This window comes from Streptomyces sp. AB3(2024), assembly GCF_041862025.1.
Classification (GTDB): Bacteria; Actinomycetota; Actinomycetes; order Streptomycetales; family Streptomycetaceae; genus Streptomyces.
This window is the reverse complement of record NZ_JBGWAB010000006.1, coordinates 126,461-148,703: the sequence shown is the minus strand read 5'-3', so window position 1 is coordinate 148,703 and position 22,243 is coordinate 126,461. Positions and strand designations below refer to the sequence as shown.

Below are 22,243 nucleotides of genomic sequence, written 5' to 3'. Positions count from 1 at the left end.
CCCCCCACTATAAAACAACAAAAACACACAAAACAATATACAAAATGTTTTGTTTTTTTCTTAGTTTTTCTGTTCCTAACTGCCGGAGCCGCCGCCCGGGCCCCGGCCACCGCCGGAGCAGCCGCCGCGACCGCCGCCGACGTTGCGCGGGCCGCGTACGAGGGGGCCCGCGCGGCCCTGGCCGAGACCCCGGGCCAGCTCGCCGCGCTGGGGCGGGCCGGAGTCGTCGACGCCGGGGGCTGCGGGCTGGTCGCCGTACTCGGGGCCCTGTGGCAGGCACTGTCCGGACAGGAACCCGAGGCCGAACCGGCACGCGGCCGGGCCGTGCCCGGACCGCGGGACGACCGGCCGTGCGCCGAGGAGCTGGGCGGACCCGCCTACGAGGTGGTCTACCTGCTGGAGGCCGACGAGGAGGCGGTCGGGGAGCTGCGCGCGACGCTCGACGGGCTCGGAGACTCCCTGGTGGTGGTCGGCGGCGACACGCTGTGGAACGTCCACGTCCACGTCGACGACCCCGGCGCGGCCGTCGAAGCGGGAGTGGTCGCCGGGCGGCCGTACCGGATCCGCATCACCCACTTCGGCGACGAGCGCCGCCTCGCGCGGGCCCCGCGCGTCCAGCGGGCCGTCGTCGCCGTCGTCCAGGGCGAGGGGCTGGCCGGACTGTGCGGCGAGGCCGGCGCCACCGCCGTACTGGCCCGCCCCGGCGAGCCGCCGGCCGTCCCCGTGCTGCTCGACGCGATCCGCCGGGCCCACGCCCGCGAGGTGGTCCTGCTGCCCGGCGCCGCCGACCTGCGGGCCGCCGCCGCGTCCGCCGCCGAACAGGCCCGCGCCGACGGCGTACGGGTCGCCGTCATCCCCACCCGCTCCGCGGTCCAGGGGCTGGCCGCCCTCGCGGTGCACGACCCGGACGGCAGCTTCGACGAGGACGTCGTCGCCATGACCGCCGCCGCCGGCGCCACCCGCTACGGAGAACTGGCCGTCGCCGAACGGCAGTCCTTCACCTCCGCCGGCATCTGCCAGGCCGGCGACGTGCTCGGCCTGATCGACGGCGACGTCGCCGTCATCGGCGCCGGCCTGCCCGAGACGGCCGAGGCGGTCCTGGCGCGGATGCTCGGCTCCGGCGGCGAACTGGTCACCCTCGTCCTGGGCCCCGAGGTCCCCGACGCCCTCGCCGCGCGCCTGGAGGCGTACGTGCAGCACGGGCACCTCGCCGTCGACACGGTCACCTACCGGGGCGGCCGGTACTCGGCGCCGCTGCTCATCGGGGTGGAATAGCGGCCTTGTCAGCGCGATGGTGTGCAATGGAACACGTGCCCGCGCTCGACGAAGACCTCAAGAAGACCCTCGGCCCCGCCACCGCCAAGGTGCTGGCCGAGCAGCTCGGCCTGCACACGGCCCTGGACCTGCTCCACCACTACCCTCGGCGGTACGCCGAGCGCGGCGAGCTGACCCCGCTGACCGAGCTCGCCGACCAGCTCGACGACCACGTGACGGTCGTCGCCCAGGTCGCCGACGCCCGGATCCTGACCTTCAACGGCGGCCGCGGCAAACGCCTCGAAGTCACCATCACCGACGGCAGCGGCCGGCTCCAGCTGGTCTTCTTCGGAGCCGGAGTCCACAAACCGCACAAGGACCTGCTGCCCGGAACCCGCGCCATGTTCGCGGGCAAGGTCGGCATGTTCAACCGCAAGCTCCAGCTCTCCCACCCCGCCTACGAACTCCTCGGCGCCGACGCCTCCGACCGGGACGCGGCCACCGCCTTCGCGAACCGGCTCATCCCGATCTACCCGGCCTGCGCCAAGCTGGAGTCCTGGAAGATCGCCAAATGCGTGGACGCGGTCCTGCCCGCCGCCCAGGAGACCGTCGACCCCCTCCCGCCCACCCTGCGCGAGGGCCGCGGACTCGTCCCGCTCACCGAGGCCCTCCTCAAGATCCACCGACCCGCCACCAAGGCCGACATCGAGGACGCGCGGCAACGCCTCAAGTGGGACGAGGCCTTCGTCCTCCAGGTCGCCCTCGCCCGCCGCCGCCACGACGACTCCCAGCTCCCCGCCGTCCCCCGCCGCCCCGCCCCGGGCGGCCTCCTCGACTCCTTCGACGCGAAGCTCCCGTTCACCCTCACCGACGGCCAGCAGAACGTGTCCCGGGAGATCTTCGACGACCTCGCCACCAGCCACCCCATGCACCGCCTCCTCCAAGGGGAAGTGGGATCCGGGAAGACGATGGTCGCGCTGCGGGCCATGCTCGCCGTGGTCGACAGCGGCGGGCAGGCCGCGATGCTCGCGCCCACCGAAGTGCTCGCCCAGCAGCACCACCGGTCCATCACCGAGATGATGGGCGAGCTCGCCGAGGGCGGCATGCTCGGCGGCTCCGACCAGGGCACCAAAGTGGTGCTGCTCACCGGCTCCATGGGCATGCCCGCCCGCCGCCAGGCCCTGCTCGACCTGGTCACCGGCGAGGCCGGCATCGTCATCGGCACCCACGCACTCATCGAGGACAAGGTCCAGTTCCACGACCTCGGCCTCGTCGTGGTCGACGAACAGCACCGCTTCGGCGTCGAACAGCGCGACGCCCTGCGGTCGAAGGGCAAGCAGCCCCCGCACCTGCTCGTCATGACCGCCACCCCCATCCCGCGCACCGTCGCGATGACCGTCTTCGGCGACCTGGAGACCTCCGTCCTCGACCAACTGCCCGCCGGCCGCTCCCCGATCGCCACCCACGTCGTGCCCGCCAAGGACAAGCCCCACTTCCTCACCCGGGCCTGGGAACGGGTCCGTGAGGAAGTGGAGAACGGCCACCAGGCCTACGTGGTCTGCCCCCGGATCGGGGACGGCGAGGACGAGCCCAAGAAGAAGAAGGCCGCCGAGGAGGACGGCGACAAGCGCCCCCCGCTCGCCGTGCTGGAGATCGCCGAGCAGCTCGCGAAGGGACCGCTCGCCGGGCTCCGCGTCGAGGTCCTGCACGGGCGGATGGACCCCGCCGACAAAGATGACGTCATGCGCCGCTTCGCCGCCGGCGAGGTCAAGGTGCTCGTCGCCACCACGGTCATCGAGGTCGGCGTCAACGTCCCCAACTCCACGGTCATGGTGATCATGGATGCCGACCGCTTCGGTGTCTCCCAGCTCCACCAGCTGCGCGGCCGCGTCGGCCGCGGCTCCGCCCCGGGCCTGTGCCTGTTGGTCAGCGAGATGCACGAGGCCAGCCCGGCCCGTGCCCGGCTCGCCGCCGTCGCCGCCACCCTCGACGGCTTCGAACTCTCCCGGATCGACCTGGAGCAGCGCCGCGAGGGCGATGTCCTCGGCCAGGCCCAGTCGGGCGTCCGCTCCTCGCTGCGCATGCTCGCCGTCATCGAGGACGAGGAGGTCATCGCCCAGGCCCGCGAGGAGGCCACCCGCGTGGTCGCCGACGATCCCGAGCTGACCGGCCTCCCCGGCCTGCGCACCGCCCTGGACGCCCTGCTGGACACCGAGCGGGAGCAGTACCTGGAGAAGGGCTGACAATGGGGGAGCGTCGAACGAACCCCCGAGCACCGAAGGACCCCAGATGACCCGCGTGATCGCCGGCACCGCCGGCGGGCGGAGGCTGGCCGTGCCGCCAGGCACCGGCACCCGCCCGACCTCCGACCGGATGCGCGAAGGGCTCTTCTCCACGTGGGAGTCCCTGCACGGGGTGGAAGGCGCCCGGGTGCTCGACCTCTACGGCGGCTCCGGCGCCGTGGGCCTGGAGGCCCTCTCCCGGGGCGCGGCCCACACCCTGCTGGTCGAGGCCGACGCCAAGGCCGCCAAGGCCATCCGGGACAACATCAGGACGCTGGGCCTGCCCGGCGCCGAATTCCGGGCCGGCAAGGCCGAGCAGGTCGTGGCGGCGACCGCTCAGGGGGACCCGTACGACATCGTCTTCCTGGACCCGCCGTACGCCGTCGAGCACGGCGATCTTGGGGAGATCCTGCTCACACTCCGGTCCAATGGCTGGCTCACCGACGATGCGCTCGTCACCGTGGAGCGGAGCACGAGGAGCGGCGCGTTCCCGTGGCCCCGAGGCTTCGAGGGGCTCCGGTCCCGCAAGTACGGCGAGGGCACCCTGTGGTACGGCCGCGCCGCCGACACCAGCGAAGAGTCATGATGCCCGCACCGGGGAGCGAGGGAATTCAGTTGCGCCGCGCCGTCTGTCCGGGGTCGTTCGACCCCATCACCAACGGACACCTCGACATCATCGGCAGAGCCTCCCGGCTCTACGACGTGGTCCACGTCGCCGTGATGATCAACCAGTCCAAGAAGGGGCTGTTCACGGTCGAGGAGCGGATCGAGATGATCCGCGAGGCGACCGCCGACTACGGCAACGTCGAGGTGGAGTCGTTCCACGGACTGCTCGTGGACTTCTGCAAGCAGCGGGACATCCCCGCCATCGTCAAGGGCCTGCGCGCCGTCAGCGACTTCGACTACGAGCTGCAGATGGCCCAGATGAACATGGGACTCTCGGGCGTCGAAACGCTGTTCGTGCCGACCAACCCGACCTACAGCTTCCTCTCGTCCTCCCTGGTCAAGGAGGTCGCGACCTGGGGCGGCGACGTCGCCCACCTGCTGCCGGCCCACGTCCACGCGGCGCTGACCGAACGGCTGCGGGCGAAGTGACCCGACGGCGGCCGGACCGGGCTTCCCCGGTCCGCGCCGCGCGTGTGTCCGGTGGCCCTACAGTCGTCTCGTCAGTGGTCCCGTCCGTCTCAGGACCCGCTTGAGCCAGAGAGAGTGCGAGCCCCCATGGACGTACAGAAGAAGCTCGACGAGATCGTCGCGGCCGTCGGCGGCGCCCGGTCCATGCCCATGTCGGCGTCCTGCGTGATCAACCGTCCGGAGCTCCTGGAGCGGCTCGAAGAGGTGCGCCAGGCCCTGCCCGGCGCGCTCGCCCAGGCCGCCGAACTGATCGGCGGGCGGGAGCAGATGGTCGAGGAGGCCCGCCGGGAGGCGGACCGGATCATCGAATCCGCGCACGCCCAGCGAGGTTCGCTGATCTCCGACACCGAGATCGCCCGCCGCTCGCAGGCCGAGGCGGACCGGATCCTGGCGGACGCGCGCCGCGAGGCCGAGGAGATCCGGGCCGAGGCGGACGAATACGTCGACAGCAAGCTCGCCAACTTCGAGGTCGTCCTCAGCAAGACCATCGGCTCCGTGGACCGGGGCCGCGAGAAGCTCCTCGGGCGCGGTCCGGGCCTCGACGAGCATGGCTTCGCCGACGCGGACGCCCCCGAGCGCAGTCACGACCCGCAGGAGCAGCGCCGGCAGGCGGACGCGTACGTGGACACCAAGCTGGCGACCTTCGAGGCGGTGCTGGCCAAGACCCTGGAAGCCGTCGGCCGGGGCCGCCAGAAGCTGCTGGGCAGTGTCCCGACGGACGACCTCGGCGCGCACATGGCCGCCCAGGACGCGGCCGGCCCCACCGGGGCCCGCCCGTCGAGCGACGCGGACTTCCTGGCCGGCCTGGCCGAGCCGGATCCCGGCCCGGCGCGGGCGCAGGTCCCCCCGCAGGCGCAGCCCGCGCCCCAGTACGACGCGTACCCCTACCCGCAGCAGCCGGCCGTCCAGCAGCAGGACGCCTACGCCTACCAGGACCCGTACACGGGCCACTCCTACGGGGTCCCGCAGCAGCCCGACCCGTACGCGGTCTACCAGCAGCAACAGCAGCCCGACCCGTACGGCGCCTACCAGCAGCCCCAGGAGCGCCACCCCCAGCAGGTGCCGCAGCAGCCCGCTCTGGACGAGACCAGCTTCTTCGACACGAGCATGATCAACCTGGATCAGCTGCGCCAGTACGAACAGGGGCGCTAGCCCCGGATTGGGCTCAGAGCGAAGCGCCGGGTATCCTGGCTCTTCGGTCGCGCGTATGCACCGCGATCCATGCTGCCCGTAAGCGTCTTCTCGCTCACGCGGCAGGAACTCGATCTTCAGCGATCTGTGAAAGCAGGAACGGCCCTGAATACCCGCCTCGACCACCGCAACCCCCTCGTGTTCGACACGCACGAGCTGGGTCGGCGTCCTGGTGCCTTGCAGCGGCTTTCCCGTGAGATCGAGACCCCGGCGGACTTCGGTCTCATCGGAGTCATCGGAGTGCCGGAAGGCGCCCCGCTGAAGCTCAAGCTCCGCCTGGAGTCGGTCATGGAAGGGGTGCTTGTCACAGGCACCGCCCGTGCATCGGCCGTGGGGGAGTGCGTAAGGTGTCTGGAGGCCGTCGAGCGTGAGCTCAAGGCGGACTTCCAGGAGATGTTCTCGTACCCTGACGCCGACGACCGGACCCGCTCCCAGGCGGAGCCGGCCGACGACGCCGAGGACGACGAGGACACGCTCTTCCTCGAGGACGGTTTGTTCGACCTCGAACCCGTGCTGCGGGACGCGGTGGTGCTCGCACTGCCGATGCAGCCGGTGTGCCGGGAGGACTGTCTCGGACTGTGCCCCGATTGCGGGACCAGCCTGAACGACGACCCGGACCACCACCATGACGCCGTCGACATCCGTTGGGCGGCATTGCAGGGACTCGTCACCGATCAGGGCGATGAGAAGGACAACATGAGCGGCACTGCCTCTGACGGAGTTCAGGGCGCCGCCGAGAAGCAGGAGAAGTAGCCGTGGCTGTTCCGAAGCGGAAGATGTCGCGCAGCAACACGCGCCACCGCCGGTCGCAGTGGAAGGCTGCGGTCCCCACCCTGGTTTCGTGCGAGCGTTGCCAGGAGCCGAAGCTCCAGCACATTGCGTGCCCGAGCTGCGGCACCTACAACAAGCGCCAGGTCCTCGAGGTCTGAGCGGCTGGTGAGAGGCGCAATGTCTGAGCTGTCCAACGCTGAGAAGCAGGCAGACAGTAACAACGCGGCCTCGTCCCACACGCTTCTGGAAGGGCGGCTCGGGTATCGACTCGAGTCCGCCCTTCTGGTGCGTGCGCTGACCCACCGTTCGTACGCGTACGAGAACGGCGGTCTGCCCACCAACGAACGCCTGGAGTTCCTCGGGGACTCCGTGCTGGGCCTGGTGGTCACGGACACGCTGTACACCACCCACCCCGATCTGCCGGAAGGCCAGCTGGCCAAACTGCGGGCCGCGGTGGTCAACTCTCGCGCACTGGCGGAGGTCGGGCGCGGCCTCGATCTCGGCTCCTTCATCCGGCTCGGCCGGGGCGAAGAGGGCACGGGTGGCCGGGACAAGGCCTCCATCCTCGCCGACACCCTTGAAGCGGTGATCGGCGCCGTCTACCTCGACCAGGGCCTCGACGCGGCCTCGGAGCTGGTCCACCGGCTCTTCGACCCGCTCATCGAGAAGTCCTCCAACCTCGGGGCCGGCCTGGACTGGAAGACCAGTCTCCAGGAGCTCACGGCGGCCGAAGGGCTCGGTGTGCCCGAGTACCTGGTCACCGAGACCGGACCGGACCACGAGAAGACCTTCACCGCTGCCGCTCGCGTCGGTGGTGTCTCGTACGGCACCGGCACCGGCCGCAGCAAGAAGGAAGCGGAACAGCAGGCGGCAGAGTCCGCGTGGCGCGGGATCCGTGCCGCCGCGGACGAGCGGATCGCGGCAGCGGCCGCGGCCGCTGCCGCTCCGGCACAGGACCCGGCTCCGGCCGGGACCGAGGCCGCGGACGGCGGGGCGCCGACGCCCGTCGACCCGGCGCCCGGCGCCTGACCCTTCCTTCGGGACGTTCCCGCCCCGCCCCCCGCTCCGGCGGGGGGCGGGGCGGACTCGTTTCCGGGGGCCTCGGGAGGGGCCGGTAGGCTCGGCCGCAGCGAGCGGATCCGCGTCGAACCCGGAGGAGAACCGTGCCCGAGCTGCCCGAGGTCGAAGTGGTGCGGCGCGGTCTGGAGCGGTGGGTTGCCGGTCGGACCGTCGAGTCCGTGGAGGTGCTCCACCCCAGGGCCGTACGCCGCCACCCGGCGGGCGGGGCCGACTTCGCGGCGCGCCTGGCCGGGCAGACCATCGGTGTGCCGCGGCGGCGCGGCAAGTACCTCTGGCTGCCGCTGGAGGAGCGGGACCTGTCCGTCCTCGGTCACCTCGGGATGAGCGGGCAGCTGCTGGTGCAGCCGGCCGACGCCCCCGACGAGAAGCACCTGCGGATCCGGATCCGCTTCGACGACGCCGCCGGGACCGAGCTGCGCTTCGTCGACCAGCGGACCTTCGGCGGGCTCTCGCTGCACGAGACCGTCCCGGGAAGCGCCGAGGGGCTGCCCGACGTCATCGCGCACATCGCCCGCGACCCGCTCGACCCGCTCTTCGACGAGGGGGCCTACCACCTGGCGCTGCGCGCCAAGCGCACCACGCTCAAGCGGGCGCTGCTGGACCAGTCCCTGATCAGCGGGGTCGGCAACATCTACGCCGACGAGGCCCTGTGGCGCGCGAAGCTTCACTACGAGCGCCCCACCGCCACCCTCACCCGCCCCCGGAGCGCGGAACTCCTGGCCAGGGCGCGGGAGGTCATGAACGCCGCGCTGGACGTGGGCGGGACCAGCTTCGACAGCCTGTACGTCAACGTGAACGGCGAATCGGGTTACTTCGACCGGTCCCTCGACGCGTACGGGCGCGAGGGCGAGCCCTGCCGGCGCTGCGGCACACCGATCCGGCGGCGGGCGTGGATGAACCGGTCGAGCTACTTCTGTCCGCGCTGTCAGCGGCCGCCGCGCGTGGTGTCGTAGGCCTGCCGGGAGGTGAGGACCTCGTCCATGCTGCCCTCCAGGAAGTGGATCAAGGAGAGCAGGCGGTCGGCGACCTCGCGGCCGAGCGGGGTGAGCTCGTAGTCGACCCGGGGCGGGTTGGTGGGCTGGGCCTCGCGGTGGACGATGCCGTCGCGCTCCAGGGCGTGCAGGGTCTGGGAGAGCATCTTCTCGCTCACGCCTTCGACCCGGCGGCGCAGCTCGTTGAAGCGGCAGGGGCCGTCGCGCAGGGCGCCGACGGTGAGGCTGCCCCAGCGGCCGGTCACGTGTTCCAGGGTCTCCCGGGACGGGCAGGCGCGCGCGAAGACGTCGAACGGCAGGTCGGCCGCGGTGGCGTCGGTACAGACAGGGGTCTCCATAGGGACAGCGTACTCCCGGGCAGCGCTAACTGTCCGCTTGCGCTTTCGAAAAGTTAGTGGTTCTCTTTCTCTCGTCGCACCGCACCGTGCCCGGCGCACGGCGGTGCACCCGCACCCGCTCTTGAGGAGAACCGCCATGTCCACCACCGTGTCCGCCCCCGTCGTCTCGATCGCCTACCACTCCGGCTACGGGCACACCGCCGTCGTCGCCGAGGCCGTGCGGGAGGGCGCCGCCGCCACGGGTGCCACGGTCCACCTGATCAAGGTCGACGCGATCACCGACGCCGAGTGGGAACTGCTCGACGGCTCCGACGCGATCGTCTTCGGCTCCCCGACCTACATGGGCACCGCCTCCGGCGCCTTCCACGTCTTCGCCGAGGCCACCTCGAAGCGCTGGTTCGGCGACGTGTGGCAGGACAAGATCGCCGCGGGCTTCACCAACTCCGCCTCCAAGGCCGGAGACAAGCTGAACACCCTGCAGTACTTCCAGATGCTGGCCTCCCAGCACGGCATGAGCTGGGTCAACCTGGGCCTGAAGCCGGGCTGGAACTCCACCGCCGGTACCGAGTTCGACCTCAACCGCCTCGGCTTCTCCTCCGGCGCGGCGGCCCAGACCAACTCCGACGAGGGTCCGGAGGGCGTGCACAAGGCCGACATCGCGACCGCCGAGCACCTCGGCCGCCGGGTGGCCGAGCACGCCCGCGTGGTCCTGGCCGGCCGGGCGGCGCTGGCGGCGTCCGGCGCCTGACCGGCACCGGGGCGGGCGGTCCGCCCGCGGTCCCGCCCGGAATCCGGGCGGGACCGTCAGAAGCCGAAGTCCTGGGTCCACCAGGGGCCGCCGGCGCCGAAGTAGACGCCCACGCCCAGGGTCCGGTATTCGCAATTGAGGATGTTCGCCTTGTGGCCCGGGCTGTTCATCCAGGCCTCCATCACGGACTTGGCGTCACCCTGGCCGCGCGCGATGTTCTCGCCGCCGAGGCCGGAGATCCCGGCCTTGTCGGCCCGGTTCCAGGGGGTCTTCCCGTCCGGGTCGGTGTGGTCGAAGAAGCCCCGTACGGCCATGTCCTTGCTGAAGGCCGCGGCCAGCGAGGCCAGCGGCGGGTTCGCACGGACCGCGACGCACCCGGCCTGGGCGCGCTCCTGGTTCACCAGCGCGAGGACGGCGGCCTCCTCCGCGGAGTGCCCGTCGTCGGGCGTCGTCGCGGAGGGATCGGGAGCCGGGGGCTTCGGCGCGGCCGTCTTCGGGGGCGCGGGCTTCGTGGTCCGCGGGGCGGCGCTCTTCTCCGGTTCCTCGGCCGGGGCCGAAGGGGAGGGGGCCGTCGAGGGCGGGGCCGACGGGGAGGCCGAGACAGAAGGGGAGGGGGAGGCCGAGGGGGTGACCGAAGGGGCGCCCGTCTCGGGGGCGGAGGAGGCGCGGCCGGACAGGTTGGCCAGGCCGCCCTGCTGCTCCGGCGCCTGCCGTTCGGGGCTCGCCGACGGCTCCGCCCCGGCCTCCGTCCGGCTCCCGGAGTCCGTGCCCACGTAGGGGAAGGAGCCGCCGACCGGTACGAATCCGGTCGTGACGGCCGCCGTGCCGAGGGCCACCGCCACGGACACGCCGAGTACCCCGCCCAGCACGACGGTGCGGCGCCGGACGCCGCGGCGCGGCGTGGCGTGGAGTCGGTGGCGTCCCATCGGCGGCTTGCCTTCCCTCACAAGATCGACCCTGCTCGCCCGAACGGGTGAAGCATTGGTGGGGGACTGTAGCCGATGTGCCCAGGGGGGCGATGTGTTCCGGAATCGTTTGCCCCGTTAGCGTTCATGCATGAATGAAGACGTCCGGCTGACCGCCTGGGTACGCGGCCGAGTACAGGGAGTGGGCTTCCGCTGGTTCACCAGGGCCAATGCTCTGGAGATCGGAGGGATGGTCGGCTTCGCGCTCAATCTCGACGACGGCCGAGTGCAGGTGGTGGCGGAAGGTCAACGTGAGAATTGCCACCGGCTGCTGGACTGGCTCCGCTCCGCCGACACGCCCGGGCGGGTGGACGGGGTGACAGAGATCTGGGGCACACCGCGCGGTGTGTACGACGGCTTCGAGATCCGGTGACCGATCGACCGATCATGGACTGATCGCATCGCCGGATGGACCACACATGGTCGGAACTGCGCATTCGTCGTCGAGGCGTTGCCGGGGAGATCGATTCGTGGAAGGCTCGGAACCGAGGCCGACCTCCCCGCCGCCCGAGCCGGCCGGGCCGCCCGCCGATACGGGGCGTGATCGTGTTGACCGTCAAACTTTTTGGTGAGACGCTGGAAGCCCCGCGCACCTGAGCTGTTTGGCAGTGCTGGCAGTAGTAAGCGCAGTGACTGACAGTCGCTGCCGGACATCCGCGGGTGCGATTCCCTCACGACCCACACCGCTTCGGTCGGTCACTCAGTGTGGAGGACCATCCATCATGGCAAAGGCGCTTCTCGGTTACGTCGGCGGTTCCGACCCGCGACTCCTCGCCGAGATGCGACGGCTTCAGCAGCGCGTCCAGGACCTTGAGTCCGAGCTCGGACGGATCCAGTCCGAGAACGACGCACTGAACGCTGCCGCCGCTCAGCACGGAGACTCGCTGCTGGACAGCATTGACCTCGACGTACCCCAGGCGGAGCCTGCGCTCACCTGATCCGCGCTACTCGTCGTTCCACTCCAGCCCCGCATGATCTGCAAGGGACGCTCCGGCGTCCCTTCTTTCTTTCACCGACGTTTCTTTCACCGACGCGCCGATCCGCTCCGCGTCCTTCTCCGCCGCCTTCCCGCCGCCAGCCCGCATGGGGCCAGGTGGGGGGCCCATTCCTTTAACGTCTGATGTGCCCTGCACCTTCATGGGCGAAACCGAACGTGAAAGGTAGAGTCCGGCGGCGTGCACCTCAAGTCCCTGACCCTGCGTGGCTTCAAATCCTTTGCCTCCGCGACCACCCTGCGCTTCGAACCGGGCATCACCTGCGTCGTGGGGCCCAACGGATCGGGCAAGTCCAACGTGGTGGACGCGCTGTCCTGGGTCATGGGGGAGCAGGGGGCCAAATCCCTGCGCGGCGGGAAGATGGAGGACGTCATCTTCGCCGGGACCACGGGCCGCCCCCCGCTGGGGCGGGCCGAGGTCTCCCTCACCATCGACAACTCCGATGGCGCGCTGCCGATCGAGTACGCCGAGGTCACCATCACGCGGATCATGTTCCGCGGCGGCAGCAGCGAGTACCAGATCAACGGGGACACCTGTCGGCTCCTCGACATCCAGGAGCTGCTCTCCGACTCCGGCATCGGCCGCGAGATGCACGTCATCGTCGGACAGGGCCGGCTCGACTCCGTCCTGCACGCCGACCCGATGGGCCGGCGCGCCTTCATCGAGGAGGCCGCGGGGGTACTCAAGCATCGCAAGCGCAAGGAGAAGGCGCTGCGCAAACTCGACGCGATGCAGGCCAACCTCGCGCGGGTGCAGGACCTGACGGACGAACTGCGGCGCCAGCTCAAGCCCCTGGGCCGGCAGGCCGCGGTGGCCAGGCGGGCCGCCGTGATCCAGGCCGACCTGCGCGACGCGCGGCTGAGGCTGCTCGCCGACGACCTGGTGGCGCTGCGCGGCGCCCTCGACGCGGAGATCGCCGACGAGGCCGCGCTCAAGGAGCGCAAGGAGTCCGCCGAACGGGACCTGGCCGGGGCGCTGCGGCAGGAGGCCGCGCTGGAGGAATCGGTACGCCGCCTCGCGCCACGGCTCCAGCGGGCGCAGCAGACCTGGCACGAGCTCTCGCAGCTCGCCGAGCGGGTGCGGGGGACCGAATCCCTGGCGGTGGCGCGGATCAAGAGCGCGTCGGCCCCGGTGGAGGACGAGCGGCGCGGCCGCGACCCCGAGGAACTGGAACGCGAGGCCGCCCGGATCCGGGAGCAGGAGGCGGAGCTGGCCGCCGCGCTGGAGGCCGCCGAGCGCGCGCTGGAGGACACCTCCGAGCACCGGGCCGGGCTGGAGCGGGCCCTCGCCGAGGAGGAACGGCGGCTGCGGGACGCGGCTCGGGCCATCGCCGACCGGCGGGAGGAGCTGGCCCGGCTGACCGGGCGCCTGGGCGCGGCCCGCTCCCGGGCCGGAGCCGCCGAGGCCGAGATCGACCGGCTCGTGGCCGCCCGGGACGAGGCGCGGGTCCGGGCGGAGGCCGCCCGGGAGGAGTACGAGGCGCTGGCCGAGGAGGTCGGCGGGCTCGAAGACCCGGCGGTGGAGGCCGAGTACGACGCGGCGCGGGCCGCGCTGACCGGGGCGGAGGCCGCGCTGGCCGCCGCCCGGGAGGCGCTGACCTCGGCGGAACGGTCCCGGGCAGCCGTGTCGGCGCGACGGGAGGCGCTCGCGTTGGGGCTGCGGCGCAAGGACGGGACGGGGGCGCTCCTCGCGGCGCGCGAACGGCTGGCCGGGCTGCTGGGGCCGGCCGCCGAGCGGGTGACCGTGGCTTCCGGGTACGAGGTGGCGTTGGCGGCGGCGCTCGGGGCCGCGGCCGACGCGGTGGCCGTGGCCTCCCCGGCGGCGGCGGCCCTGGCCATCCGCCACCTGCGGGCCGCCGACGCGGGCCGCGCCACGTTCCTGGTGGCCCCGGCCGCGATTCCGGGTCCGGGCCAGGCCCGCGGCGGAGCGACCCCCGTTCCGGGCCGGGCTCCGGGCGGGGCGGTCCCGGACCGGGCTCCCGCACTCGGCGGCGGTAGCGCCCTGCCCGTACAGGACCGAGGTCCGGACGGCGTCCCCGACCCGGCCGCTGCCGCTGCCGTCGGCCGCGGCACCGAGTCCGGGGCGAGGGAGCCGCACGCTCCGGTCCTGACCGCGGGTGGGCCCACGTGGCGGGAGGCCGCCGCCCTGGTGGGCGGGGACGCCGAGGTGCGCCGGGCCGTGGCCTGGGTACTGCGGGACCACGTCGTGGTCGGGACCCTGGAGGAGGCCGAAGCGGTGGTGGCCGGGTACCCCGGCCTGGTCGCGGTGACCGCCGACGGGGACGTCCTCGGGGCGCACCTCGCGCACGGCGGTTCCGCGGGCGCGCCCAGTCTGATCGAGGTGCGGGCCGCCGTCGACGAGGCGGCGGCGGAGCTGGAGCGGCTGGACGGGGAGTGCCGGGAGCTGACCGGGGCCGAGGCGGACGCCCGGGCCCGCCGCGACGCGGCAGCCGCCCTCGCCGAGGAGCTCGCCGAGCGGCGCCGGGCCGGGGAGCAGGCCCGCGCCGGGGTCGCGCAGCAGCTCGGACGGCTGGCCGGGCAGGCGAAGGGGGCCCTCGGCGAAGCCGAACGCAGCGCCCTGGCCGCGGCCAAGGCCGAGGAGGCGCTGGAACGGGCCCGGGTGGAGGTGGAGGAGTGCGCGGAGCGGCTCGCGGCCGTGGAGGAGATGCCCGTGGAGCGGGAACCCGACACCTCGGCGCGGGACCGGCTCGCGGCGGACGGGGCGAACGCGCGGCAGACCGAAATGGAGGCCCGCCTGCAACTGCGTACCCACGAGGAGCGGGTCAAGGCGCTGGCCGGGCGCGCGGACGGGCTGGACCGCGCGGCCCGTGCGGAACGCGAGGCCCGGACCCGGGCGGAACGGCGCCGGCAGCGGCTGCGCCACGAGGCCGAGGTGGGCCGGGCCGTGGCCGAGGGCGCGCGGCAGCTGCTGGCGCACCTGGAGGTGTCGATCGGCCGCGCGGACCGGGAGCGCACGGCGGCCGAAGGGGCCAAGGGGCTGTGCGAGCGGGAGCTCGGCGAGGCCCGCGGCCGGGGCCGTGACCTGAAGGCCGAGCTCGACAAGCTCACCGACTCCGTGCACCGGGGCGAGGTGCTGGGCGCCGAGAAGCGGCTGCGGATCGAGCAGTTGGAGACCAGGGCCCTGGAGGAGCTGGGCGTGGAGCCGGCGGCCCTGCTCGCGGAGTACGGGCCGGACCAGCCGGTCCCGCCGTCCCCGGCGGCCGAGGGCGAGGTCCTGCCGGAGGACCCGCAGGACCCCCGCAACCGGCCAGGTCCGTTCATCCGGGCGCAGCAGGAGAAGCGTCTGAAGGCGGCGGAACGCGCCTACCAGCAGCTCGGCAAGGTCAATCCGCTCGCGCTGGAGGAGTTCGCGGCGCTGGAGGAGAGGCACCAGTTCCTGAGCGAGCAGCTCGACGACCTGCGCAAGACGCGGTCCGACCTCCTTCAAGTGGTGAAGGAGGTGGACCGGCGGGTGGAGCAGGTCTTCACCGAGGCCTACCACGACACCGCCCGGGAGTTCGAGGGCGTGTTCTCGCGGCTGTTCCCCGGCGGCGAGGGCCGGCTCGTGCTCACCGACCCGGACGACATGCTGGCGACCGGCGTGGACGTCGAGGCCCGCCCTCCGGGCAAGAAGGTCAAGCGGCTGTCACTGCTGTCGGGCGGCGAACGCTCGCTGACGGCCGTGGCGCTGCTGGTCTCCATCTTCAAGGCCCGGCCCAGCCCGTTCTATGTGATGGACGAGGTCGAGGCGGCCCTGGACGACACCAACCTCCAGCGGCTGATCCGGATCATGGTGGAGCTCCAGGAGAGCTCGCAGCTGATCGTCATCACCCACCAGAAGCGGACGATGGAGGTCGCGGACGCGCTCTACGGCGTCTCGATGCAGGGCGACGGCGTCTCGAAGGTGATCAGCCAGCGGCTGCGCTGAACCCCTTCAGTTTTCAAGAAGTGAAGTCAATGCGCGGGGAGCCCGCATAACCCGACCTTCACATCAGCTATTGACTTCAGGAAATGAACGCATAGGCTCGCTCCGCTGTCTCCCGGTCTTCCGGTGGTGCCCGATCTTGACCTGTGCGCCACTGGGAGAACGGACGAAACCCCCCACGGAGCACACCTTGACCAGCAGCACAGCGAAGACACCGGCGCCCGGCGGGCGGAGCCCGTCGCATCCCGAGCACCTCGGGCACGTCATCTTCATCACCGCGGCCGCGGCCATGGGCGGATTCCTCTTCGGATACGACAGTTCCGTCATCAACGGCGCGGTGGTGGCGATCCGTGACCGTTTCGACGTCGGGGCCGCGGTCCTGGCCCAGGTGATCGCGGCCGCGCTGATCGGCTGCGCCTTCGGCGCGGCCACGGCCGGCCGTATCGCCGACCGGATCGGCCGAATCCGGTGCATGCAGATCGCCTCGGTCCTCTTCACCGCGAGCGCCATCGGTTCGGCCCTGCCGTTCGCCCTCTGGGACCTCGCCATGTGGCGGGTCATCGGCGGCTTCGGCATCGGCATGGCCTCGGTCATCGGCCCGGCCTACATCGCCGAGGTCTCGCCGCCCGCCTACCGCGGCCGTCTCGCCTCCTTCCAGCAGGCCGCCATCGTCATCGGCATCGCCGTCTCGCAGCTGGTCAACTGGGGCATCCTCAACCTCGCCGACGGAGACCAGCGCGGCGAGATCGGCGGCCTGGAAGCCTGGCAGTGGATGCTCGGCGTCATGGTGGTCCCCGCCGTCCTCTACGGCCTGCTGTCCTTCGCGATCCCCGAGTCCCCGCGCTTCCTCGTCTCGGTCGGCCGCATGGACAAGGCCAAGACGGTGCTGCGCGAGGTGGAGGGCGACCACATCGACGCCGACGCCCGGGTCCGCGAGATCGACAGCGCCATCCACTCGGAGCACAAGCCGAGGTTCACCGACCTGCTCGGCGGCCGTTTCGGCTTCCTGCCGATCGTCTGGGTCGGCATCGGCCTGTCGGTCTTCCAGCAGCTCGTCGGCATCAACGTGATCTTCTACTACAGCTCGTCGCTGTGGCAGTCGGTCGGCATCGACCCGAGCTCCTCGTTCCTCTACTCCTTCGAGACCTCCGTCGTGAACATCATCGGCACGGTGATCGCGATGCTGCTGGTCGACCGGATCGGCCGCAGGCCGCTGGCCCTCATCGGCTCTGCCGGCATGGCGGTCTCCCTGGGGTGCGCCGCCTGGGCCTTCTCCTACAAGGACACCAGCGGCGGCCAGATCGCCCTGCCGCACACCCAGGGGCTGGTCGCCCTCATCGCGGCCAACTGCTTCGTCCTCTTCTTCGCCCTGTCCTGGGGCGTGGTGGTCTGGGTGCTTCTCGGCGAGATGTTCCCGGGCCGCATCCGCGCCGCGGCCCTCGGCGTGGCCGCGTCCGCCCAGTGGATCGCCAACTGGGTCATCACCGTGTCGTTCCCGACCCTCTCGGACTGGAACCTGTCCGGCGCCTACCTGATCTACACGGCCTTCGCCCTGCTCTCGATCCCCTTCATCCTCAAATGGGTGCCGGAGACCAAGGGCAAGGCGTTGGAGGAGATGGGGTAACCATCCCCCGCCACCACCCCTCTCCTCCGCGCGCGCTGCCCCGGCTCAGTCCTTGAGCCGGGGCAGTACCCGTTCACACAGCAGCTGCAGGCTGCGCCTGCCCTCGTCCAGTGGCATCCCCCCGCACAGCGGGTGCAGCACCAGGTTCCCCGCCTCGCCCGCGCCCCTCGCGTACGCCACCGCCTCGTCCGGGGTCAGGACCCGGTACACGCCCTCCGCGCGCAGCTCCGCCACCGAGCGCGCGCCCGATCTGACCGCGCTGCGGATGTCCTTGGACTGCCAGGAGGCGTACGTGGCCGCCTCGTGCAGGAAGTGCTCCCCGTACTCGGCCCAGACCCGGTCCGGGTCCTCGGCGACGTGCAGCAGCGGGGTCTCGGCCGCGGGCATCATGCAGAACCCCTCCGTGCCGTACTCCGCCAGCCGGGCCCGGTAGTACTCCTCCAGCTCCGGCAGGTGCGCGCTGGGGAAGAACGGCAGCCCGAGCCGGGCGGCGCGCCGGGCCGCGGCCACGGAGCTGCCCCCGACCAGCAGCAGCGGGTGCGGCCGGGTGAAGGGGCGCGGGGTCACCCGTACGGTCCGGCCGCGGAAGGTGAACGGCTCGCCGGTCCAGGCCTTCAACAGGGTCTCCAGCAGCTCGTCCTGGAGCCGGCCGCGCCGGCCCCACTCCACGCCGTGCTGCTCGTACTCCTCGGGCCGGTACCCGATGCCCGCCACCGTCACCAGTCGGCCGCCGCCGATCAGGTCCAGTACGGCGATGTCCTCGGCGACCTTGAGCGGGTCGTGGAGCGGGCCGATGATCGCCGACACGGTGACCGCGATCCGGCGGGTGGCGCCGAACACGGCGCCTGCGAAGGTGAAGGGGGACGGCAGCCAGTTGTTGGCGGTGCCGTGGTGCTCCTCGGTCTGGACGGTGTCGATCCCGCGGTCGTCCGCGTACGTCGCCATCTCCAGGGCGGCCCGGTAACGGGCCGAGAGGGTCTCGGGGGTGCCGTGTGGGTCGACGAGATTGAACCGGACCACGGTGATGGGCATGGAGGAGTCCCCCTTCGCCGGAGGTGGGTGGGCGGGCGAAGGGGGACGGTAGCTGACGTGGCGTCAGTTGGACAGGGATCCGGTGGGCGCGGGCTCCTCGGCGGGAGCCTGCGCGGCCGGGGCCGGAGTGCGGGGCAGTACCGCGTAGAGCAGGCCGGAGGTCAGGATGCCGGTCACCCAGCCGAGGCCGTTCTCCCCGATCCAGGTGGAGGCGAGCGGCCCGCTGAACCAGTCCACCCTGGTGAACAGCAGCCCGGCCACCAGGGCCGCGCCCCAGGCCGTCATGGCCTGCCAGGCGAAGCCGCCCCTGTACCAGTAGGCGCTGCTCGGCGTGGTGTCCAGCAGCGCCGGGCCGTCGTAGGACGTGCGGCGCAGCATGTCCACGCCGAAGACGCCGATCCAGGCGGAGAAGGCCACGGCCAGCAGGGTCAGGAAGGAGATGAACGAACCGAAGAAGCCGGTCGCGACCACCATCAGCAGGAGGCCGAAGACCAGGCTGATGACGGCATTGACGCTGACCGCGGCGGCGCGCGGCACCCTGATGCCCAGGGTCTGCGCCGTGAAGCCGGCGGAGTACATGGACATCGAGTTGATCAGCAGCATGCCGACGAGGGCGATGAGCAGGTACGGGACCGCGATCCAGATCGGCAGCAGTTCGCCGATGAAGGAGACCGGGTCCTGGGCGCCCGCCAGGTCCGGGGTGCCGACGGCCATGACCGCACCCATCAGCACCATCGGCAGCACGACCACGCCCGCGCCGCCGATCGTCGCGCCGACCAGCCCCTTGGAGGAGGCGGTGCGGGGCAGGTAGCGGGTGAAGTCCGGGCCCGAGGGGACCCAGCTGATGCCGCCGGCCGCGATGGTGCCGATGCCCGCGACCATCATCGTCGTGGAGCCGGCCGGCTTGGCGAAGACGGCGGCCCAGTCGGTGGTGAAGAGCAGGTAGCCCAGGACCAGCACGCTGAACGCGCCGAAGAGGTACGTCGACCACTTCGAGCAGACGCGCAGCGCGTTGATGCCGAGCCCCGAGACCACGAAGGTGCAGCCCACGAAGAAGAGCAGGGTGACCACGATCAGCGGGGTGTTGCTCTTCACGCCGAAGAGCAGGTCGAGGACGGTCAGGACGGCGTAGGCGCCGCTGACCGCGTTGATGGTCTCCCAGCCCCACCGGGCCACCCAGATCAGGGCGCCGGGGAAGAGGTTGCCGCGCTGGCCGAAGACGGCCCGCGACAGCGCCATGCCCGGGGCCCCGCCGCGCTTGCCGGCGATGGATATCAGGCCGACCATGCCGTACGAGACGACGGGCGCGGCGACCGCGACGACCAGCACCTGCCAGATGTTGAGCTTGTTGAAGATCACCAGGCCCGCGCCCATGGTGAGCAGCAGCACGCTGATGTTGGCGGCGACCCAGGTGGGGAAGAGCTCGCGGACCCGGCCGCCGCGCTCGCCGTCGGGTACGGGCTCCAGGCCCCGGCTCTCGACTGCGCCGTCGACGGCGGTCTCTTCGGCGGCAGGCACGCGGTACTCCCTGGGGGCGGGGCATGGGGCAAGTCGTCCATCATCGTAGATTTGATGTTAAAACCACAAATGACGGCTTTCGGTTCCGGTGGGAACGTCCAAGGTCCGGGGCCCGGGGCGACCCGTGGCCGATACTGGGGTGGTTATGGAAATCCTGATCCTTGCTGTAGTCATCGCCCTGGTCGCGGTCGGTGTGATCAGCGGGCTCGTGGTCAGCAGCCGCAAGAAGAAGCAGCTGCCCCCCACGGCGCCGCCGAGCACGCCGACCATCACTGCCCCGCCTGCCGAACCGCAGGTGGGGGAGGACGCCGTAGAGACGGCGGAAGAACCGCGCCGCACCATCGAGGAGGTCGGCCTCCCGACGGTGGAGGCCGAGGCTCCGGTCGAGGAGCCGGCGGCGGAGCCCGAGGCCCCGGCCGCACCCGAGATCGAGGTGCCCGAGCCCACCGCCGGCCGCCTGGTCCGGCTGCGCGCACGGCTCGCCCGTTCCCAGAACTCGCTCGGCAAGGGGCTGCTCACGCTGCTCTCGCGCGAGCACCTCGACGAGGACACCTGGGAGGAGATCGAGGAGACCCTCCTCATCGCCGACGTCGGCGTCGTGCCGACCCAGGAGCTGGTGGACCGGCTCCGGGAGCGGGTCAAGGTGCTCGGCACCCGTACCCCCGCCGATTTGCGCGCGCTGCTGAAGGAGGAGCTGCTCACCCTGGTCGGCACCGACTTCGACCGCGCCGTGAAGACCGAGAGCGGCGTGGACACCCCCGGTGTCGTCATGGTCGTGGGTGTCAACGGCACCGGCAAGACCACCACCACCGGCAAGCTGGCCCGCGTGCTCGTCGCCGACGGCCGCAGCGTGGTGCTCGGCGCCGCCGACACCTTCCGCGCCGCCGCCGCCGACCAGCTGCAGACCTGGGGCGAGCGGGTCGGGGCGCGCACCGTGCGCGGTCCCGAGGGCGGCGACCCCGCCTCCATCGCCTACGACGCGGTCAAGGAGGGCATCGCCGAGGGCGCGGACGTGGTCCTCATCGACACCGCCGGCCGCCTGCACACCAAGACCGGTCTCATGGACGAGCTCGGCAAGGTCAAGCGCGTCGTCGAGAAGCACGGCCCGCTGGACGAGATCCTGCTCGTCCTCGACGCCACCACCGGCCAGAACGGCCTGACCCAGGCACGCGTCTTCGCCGAGGTCGTGGACATCACCGGCATCGTCCTGACCAAGCTGGACGGTACCGCCAAGGGCGGCATCGTCGTCGCCGTCCAGCGCGAGCTGGGCGTCCCGGTCAAGCTCGTGGGCCTCGGCGAGGGCCCGGACGACCTGGCCCCCTTCGAGCCGGAAGCCTTCGTGGACGCCCTGATCGGCGACTGAGGACCGGCCGGGCCGGCCCGGCCCCGTCGCGCGTACCGGTGCCCCCGCATCCGCGCCGGATGCGGGGGCACCGGCGTCCGTGGGGGCCTCAGCGCCGGAAGCGGTGGCAGGTGTAGGCCAGGGTGCCCAGCAGCAGGCGGGCCTGCGGCGGACCGTCCGCGCAGTCCAGCGCGGGCCGGCGCAGCCAGCCGGCCGGCCCCAGGCCCGCGTGGTCGCTGGGCGGGGCGGTCAGGAAGGCGCCGTGGCCCAGGGCCCGCAGGTCCAGGTCGGCGTCGTCCCAGCCCATCCGGTACAGCAGCTGCGGCAGCTCGGCGGCGGCGCCCGGGGCGACGAAGAACTGCGCGCGGCCGTCGGGGGTCACGGTGACGGGCCCCAGCGGAAGGCCCATGCGTTCCATCCGGACCAGTGCCCGCCGCCCGGCCTCCGCCGAGACCTCGATCAGGTCGAAGGCGCGGCCCACGGGCAGCAGGATCGCCGCGCCGGGGTACTCGCCCCAGAGCTCGGTGACCTCGTCCAGGGTGGCGCCCCCGGGGACGGTGGGAGCGAAGTCCAGCGGATGTGCCCCCGGCGTGACGCAGTCCGTATGGCCGCAGGAGCAGTCCCGGGCCGGAGCCGCGGCGCGGGCGCCGGGGACGGCGTCCCAGCCCCACAGTCCCGTGTACTCCGCCACGGTCGTGCACTCCGAGGTCCGGCCGCGGCGCCGGACGCCGGAACGGAACTCCTTGGTGCCGCGGCTGCCGCCGATCGTGAAGCCCATGCCCATGCCCCCTCCAACGGGTCGGACGCGCCGGTGGTTACGACATCGGCGGGACCGGTCGGCCGGGCGGGTGCGATACGCCCTCCACCGGGGCCGCCCGGCGCACTCCTCGCCGCGCGCGCCCCCTGCGCACTCCCGTCCAACCGTTCTGTTTCGCCGTGGTGTCAAGTGAATCGCGCCTGGCCGGTGGGGAGTTCATTCGAAGGGGTGGCGAATGGTGGCGTTTCCGCGATCGACCTCGCGGCAGGGGTGATCGTAGGATTACTTTCGGTGCA

General features: G+C 72.0%; 19 protein-coding genes and 1 pseudogene. 15 read left to right on the top strand and 5 right to left on the bottom strand.

Going from position 1 to position 22,243, the window contains the following annotated elements; genetic code table 11:
• Nucleotides 1-81: 81 nt before the first annotated feature.
• The 9 genes and pseudogenes from ACEPPI_RS04605 to mutM form a co-directional block, all read left to right on the top strand.
• Nucleotides 82-1,275 (top strand): annotated as a pseudogene (locus tag ACEPPI_RS04605) (dihydroxyacetone kinase); the annotation flags it as partial.
• 26 nt (nt 1,276-1,301) lie between these two features.
• Nucleotides 1,302-3,497, top strand: a complete 2,196-nt coding sequence (gene recG / locus ACEPPI_RS04600) for an ATP-dependent DNA helicase RecG (RefSeq protein ID WP_373913937.1) — start codon at nt 1,302-1,304, stop codon at nt 3,495-3,497.
• Nucleotides 3,498-3,543: 46 nt separating this feature from the next.
• Nucleotides 3,544-4,122 carry a 16S rRNA (guanine(966)-N(2))-methyltransferase RsmD gene (rsmD, locus tag ACEPPI_RS04595; RefSeq protein ID WP_356221650.1) on the top strand — a complete coding sequence of 193 codons (579 nt, stop codon included), beginning with the start codon at nt 3,544-3,546 and terminating at the stop codon, nt 4,120-4,122.
• A gap of 29 nt (nt 4,123-4,151) precedes the next feature.
• Entirely contained in the window at nt 4,152-4,631 is a 480-nt protein-coding gene (coaD, locus tag ACEPPI_RS04590; RefSeq protein WP_351829746.1) for a pantetheine-phosphate adenylyltransferase, read from the top strand.
• A gap of 126 nt (nt 4,632-4,757) precedes the next feature.
• A complete protein-coding gene (locus ACEPPI_RS04585) occupies nt 4,758-5,822 on the top strand; it encodes a cell division initiation protein (protein WP_373913936.1) in 1,065 nt (354 codons plus the stop codon).
• A 144-nt stretch (nt 5,823-5,966) separates the two neighbouring features.
• A complete protein-coding gene (locus tag ACEPPI_RS04580) occupies nt 5,967-6,614 on the top strand; it encodes a DUF177 domain-containing protein (RefSeq protein WP_373913944.1) in 648 nt (215 codons plus the stop codon).
• Between the two features lie 2 nt (nt 6,615-6,616).
• Nucleotides 6,617-6,790, top strand: a complete 174-nt coding sequence (gene rpmF, locus ACEPPI_RS04575) for a 50S ribosomal protein L32 (RefSeq protein WP_003965982.1) — start codon at nt 6,617-6,619, stop codon at nt 6,788-6,790.
• A 19-nt stretch (nt 6,791-6,809) separates the two neighbouring features.
• Nucleotides 6,810-7,661, top strand: a complete 852-nt coding sequence (gene rnc / locus ACEPPI_RS04570; RefSeq protein ID WP_373913935.1) for a ribonuclease III — start codon at nt 6,810-6,812, stop codon at nt 7,659-7,661.
• A 134-nt stretch (nt 7,662-7,795) separates the two neighbouring features.
• Nucleotides 7,796-8,665, top strand: coding sequence for a bifunctional DNA-formamidopyrimidine glycosylase/DNA-(apurinic or apyrimidinic site) lyase (gene mutM, locus ACEPPI_RS04565; RefSeq protein WP_373913934.1), 870 nt, complete (start codon nt 7,796-7,798; stop codon nt 8,663-8,665).
• Here mutM and ACEPPI_RS04560 read toward each other — a convergent pair.
• A complete protein-coding gene (locus tag ACEPPI_RS04560; RefSeq protein WP_373913933.1) occupies nt 8,638-9,042 on the bottom strand; it encodes a winged helix-turn-helix transcriptional regulator in 405 nt (134 codons plus the stop codon). The genes mutM and ACEPPI_RS04560 overlap by 28 nt on opposite strands.
• A 136-nt stretch (nt 9,043-9,178) precedes the next feature.
• On the opposite strand from ACEPPI_RS04560, the gene ACEPPI_RS04555 reads away from it, so the two are divergent.
• On the top strand, nt 9,179-9,790 hold the full coding sequence (locus tag ACEPPI_RS04555; RefSeq protein ID WP_373913932.1) for a flavodoxin family protein: 612 nt from the start codon (nt 9,179-9,181) through the stop codon (nt 9,788-9,790).
• Nucleotides 9,791-9,846: 56 nt separating this feature from the next.
• Here the strand turns inward: ACEPPI_RS04555 and ACEPPI_RS04550 are convergent, their stop codons facing one another.
• Nucleotides 9,847-10,716, bottom strand: a complete 870-nt coding sequence (locus ACEPPI_RS04550; RefSeq protein ID WP_373913931.1) for a CAP domain-containing protein — start codon at nt 10,714-10,716, stop codon at nt 9,847-9,849.
• 130 nt (nt 10,717-10,846) lie between these two features.
• On the opposite strand from ACEPPI_RS04550, the gene ACEPPI_RS04545 reads away from it, so the two are divergent.
• The 4 genes from ACEPPI_RS04545 to ACEPPI_RS04530 all read left to right on the top strand — a co-directional run bounded on the left by ACEPPI_RS04545 (nt 10,847) and on the right by ACEPPI_RS04530 (nt 17,298).
• The gene (locus tag ACEPPI_RS04545) at nt 10,847-11,128 is read left to right on the top strand and encodes an acylphosphatase (RefSeq protein ID WP_373913930.1); all 282 of its coding nucleotides are present in this window, start codon (nt 10,847-10,849) and stop codon (nt 11,126-11,128) included.
• Nucleotides 11,129-11,477: 349 nt separating this feature from the next.
• Nucleotides 11,478-11,693: a hypothetical protein gene (locus ACEPPI_RS04540; protein WP_030227372.1), complete on the top strand. Its 216-nt coding sequence runs from the start codon at nt 11,478-11,480 to the stop codon at nt 11,691-11,693.
• A gap of 237 nt (nt 11,694-11,930) precedes the next feature.
• On the top strand, nt 11,931-15,677 hold the full coding sequence (locus ACEPPI_RS04535; RefSeq protein ID WP_373913929.1) for an AAA family ATPase: 3,747 nt from the start codon (nt 11,931-11,933) through the stop codon (nt 15,675-15,677).
• A 187-nt stretch (nt 15,678-15,864) separates the two neighbouring features.
• Nucleotides 15,865-17,298 (top strand): sugar porter family MFS transporter, encoded by a 1,434-nt coding sequence (locus ACEPPI_RS04530; RefSeq protein ID WP_373913928.1) that lies wholly within the window; start codon nt 15,865-15,867, stop codon nt 17,296-17,298.
• A gap of 45 nt (nt 17,299-17,343) precedes the next feature.
• Here the strand turns inward: ACEPPI_RS04530 and ACEPPI_RS04525 are convergent, their stop codons facing one another.
• Together ACEPPI_RS04525 and ACEPPI_RS04520 are read right to left on the bottom strand one after the other, a co-directional pair.
• Nucleotides 17,344-18,330 carry an LLM class flavin-dependent oxidoreductase gene (locus ACEPPI_RS04525; protein WP_373913927.1) on the bottom strand — a complete coding sequence of 329 codons (987 nt, stop codon included), beginning with the start codon at nt 18,328-18,330 and terminating at the stop codon, nt 17,344-17,346.
• 63 nt (nt 18,331-18,393) lie between these two features.
• The gene (locus tag ACEPPI_RS04520; protein WP_373913926.1) at nt 18,394-19,848 is read right to left on the bottom strand and encodes a cytosine permease; all 1,455 of its coding nucleotides are present in this window, start codon (nt 19,846-19,848) and stop codon (nt 18,394-18,396) included.
• Nucleotides 19,849-19,993: 145 nt separating this feature from the next.
• Here ACEPPI_RS04520 and ftsY point away from each other — a divergent pair, with 145 nt between their 5' ends.
• A complete protein-coding gene (gene ftsY / locus ACEPPI_RS04515; RefSeq protein ID WP_373913925.1) occupies nt 19,994-21,211 on the top strand; it encodes a signal recognition particle-docking protein FtsY in 1,218 nt (405 codons plus the stop codon).
• A gap of 88 nt (nt 21,212-21,299) precedes the next feature.
• Here the strand turns inward: ftsY and ACEPPI_RS04510 are convergent, their stop codons facing one another.
• A complete protein-coding gene (locus ACEPPI_RS04510; protein WP_373913924.1) occupies nt 21,300-21,968 on the bottom strand; it encodes a bifunctional DNA primase/polymerase in 669 nt (222 codons plus the stop codon).
• Nucleotides 21,969-22,243 lie beyond the last annotated feature (275 nt).